The organism is Novosphingobium sp. Sphag1I (assembly GCF_056279125.1).
In genome coordinates this window covers 1-2,528 of record NZ_JBWBQS010000049.1, presented here as the reverse complement: position 1 = coordinate 2,528, position 2,528 = coordinate 1, and the positions used below count along the sequence as shown (strand labels likewise).

Annotated in this window: 2 protein-coding genes; both read left to right on the top strand. The window is 63.6% G+C overall.

What is annotated here, in order from left to right:
* Nucleotides 1-130 precede the first annotated feature (130 nt).
* Nucleotides 131-1,039 carry a tyrosine-type recombinase/integrase gene (locus tag ACZ9HU_RS22470; protein ID WP_476108099.1) on the top strand — a complete coding sequence of 303 codons (909 nt, stop codon included), beginning with the start codon at nucleotides 131-133 and terminating at the stop codon, nucleotides 1,037-1,039.
* Nucleotides 1,040-1,043: 4 nt separating this feature from the next.
* On the top strand, nucleotides 1,044-2,237 hold the full coding sequence (locus ACZ9HU_RS22465; protein ID WP_476108098.1) for an IS91 family transposase: 1,194 nt from the start codon (nucleotides 1,044-1,046) through the stop codon (nucleotides 2,235-2,237).
* The last annotated feature ends 291 nt before the right edge of the window (nucleotides 2,238-2,528 follow it).

Genomic DNA, 2,528 nt, shown 5'->3' with positions numbered 1-2,528 from the left:
GTACGAACCCGCTGGCGCGGGAGTGGCGCTTGTTTTGAGGCCTGGCCAGTGATCGGCGGTCTGGGTCTAAGTTGAGGTCTGGGCCAGGTAGGCAGACGATTGCGACTCCTTTCAACCAAGGAGTCGTACCATGACCAACGTCCTGTCTGATGCCCCCGTCACTTCACTTCGCCAACGCATGATCGAAGACATGAACATGCGTCGGTTCACCCGCAAGACCCAGTTCGACTATGTGCGCCATGTCGCCCGTTTTGCCACATATCTTGGGCGCCCCCCTGATACTGCGACGGTAGAAGAGCTCCGGCAATTTCAGGTCGAACAGCGCGAGGCGGGCATAGGTATCCCGACCATGAACAGCATCGTTTCTGCGCTGCGCTTCTTTTTTACGCACACCATTGATCGTCCAGATCTGTCCCGTAAGCTTTATACGGTCAAGAACCCTCGCGCATTGCCCGTTGTCCTCAGCCGCGACGAAGTCGTGCTTCTGCTCGGCGCGACCAACTGCCTGAAGCACAAGGCTGCACTGTCGGTTGCGTATGGCGCTGGCCTGCGCGCCGCCGAAGTGACCATGCTGAAGGTCCGCGATGTCGATAGCAAGCGTATGCTCCTGCGGGTGGAGCGCGGTAAAGGCGGGCGCTATCGCAATGCGCTCCTGCCCGCCGACCTTCTTGCCCTTTTGCGCGAGTGGTGGACGGTTGGCCGCAAGCAGGGCGTCATGCATGCCGATGGCTGGCTGTTCCCGGGCATGCACTATCTCAAGCCGCTGAGTACCCGACAACTCCATCGCATCGTTGTCGATGCGGCAGAGGCCGCGGGTATCAAAAAACGGGTCGGCCCACATACTCTGCGGCACAGCTTCGCCACGCATCTGCTGGAAGACGGCGTCGATATTCGGATCATCCAGGCGCTGCTCGGGCATGCGAACCTCGAGACCACCGCTTTCTACACCACGGTCGCAACTCGAACCGTGCGCGCGGTCATCAGCCCACTGGACAAGTTGACGACGCTGCTCGAGGCGCAGGTGGCACCTCCCGGCTGAGCCGGTGCGCACCTCGCTCGAGGTCGCCGACATCTTCCGTAGCGCCGGGCCAGCGTATCGCGCTGCCCATGCCGGGCATCTGAGCCTCGGCCAGCTCAAGGTCATGACGGCCATCGAGAACTGCCGCACCGCCGCGCTGGGCGGTCACGTCGAGGCCTGCGACGACTGCGGGCATTGGCGGATCGCCTACAACTCGTGCCGCAACCGGCACTGCCCCAAGTGTCAGGGCGCCGCTGCGCGTACCTGGCTCGCCGCGCGCGAGGCCGATCTATTGCCGGTCGGTTACTTCCATGTCGTGTTCACCGTGCCCACCGAGATCGCAGACATTGCCTGGCAGAACAAGGCCGTGGTCTATGATCTATTGTTCCGCGCGGCGGCAGACACTCTGCTGACCATCGCCGCCGATCCCAAGCACCTCGGCGCGCGGGTCGGCATCACCGCCGTGCTGCACACATGGGGATCGGCGCTGACTCACCACCCACATGTGCATATGATCGTGCCGGGCGGAGGGATCGCGCTCGACGGCACGCGCTGGGTCTCGTCGCGCCCCGCCTTCCTGCTGCCGGTGCGCGTGCTGGGCGCGTTGTTCCGCCGGCTGTTCCTCACCCGCCTGCTGGCGCTGTTCGATGCCGGCAAACTGGCCTTCTTTGGCGCTCAAGCACATCTCGCCGCCCGCAAGCCGTTCCTGCGGTATCTGTCGCCAATCCGGAAGAAGCGCTGGGTGGTCTACGCCAAGCCGCCCTTCGCCGGGTCGCAAGCGGTGCTTGCCTATCTCTCGCGCTATACCCATCGCGTCGCCATATCGAAACGGCGGCTCATCGCCTTCGACGAGACCGGCGTGACGTTCCGGTACAAAGATTATCGCCGCGACGGTGCCGAGCGCCAGCAGGTCATGACGCTGGCCACCGACGAGTTCATCCGCCGTTTCCTGGTCCACGTCCTGCCGCGAGGCTTTCACCGCATCCGGCATTACGGCCTGCTCGCCAGTTCGACCCACAAGGACACCATGGCGCTGGCCCGCAGACTGCTGGGCGTTGCTGTACCGGTCGAGGAGCCCGAACCCGACGAACTGCCCGACCACCGCCCGCCATGCCCGTGCTGCGGCGGGCATATGACCATCATCGAGACCTTCGTCCGCTGGTGCCATCCCCGCGCTCCGCCAGCGTCAGCATCGCCGACCCGGGAGAACGCGCCATGATCCGGCATGGTTTGCCCTGCATAATGGTCGCGTCCCGGCCCATGGGGATAGGTGTGTCCACACCGCCAGCACAGTCAAAACTGGGCTCATTGCCAGCAGGATCAGCGGCGCTTCGAGCACAATGGCCATCTGACTTCTATACTGTTCCGCCCATCACGGGCTGGCCGGTAGGCTTGCTTCAGTCACCCCAATCCACACCAAAGCCCTTTTACCCATAGACCTGCGCAAACCTCACCGCGGGTCGTACTTGTAAGACTTTCGTACGCCTGCCGGCGCCCGAAACCCTTCGAC

What these genes read in the sequence shown, in the direction of transcription:
- ACZ9HU_RS22470 (WP_476108099.1), top strand. Translation starts at nt 131, where the DNA reads ATGACCAACGTCCTGTCTGATGCCCCCGTCACTTCACTTCGCCAACGC.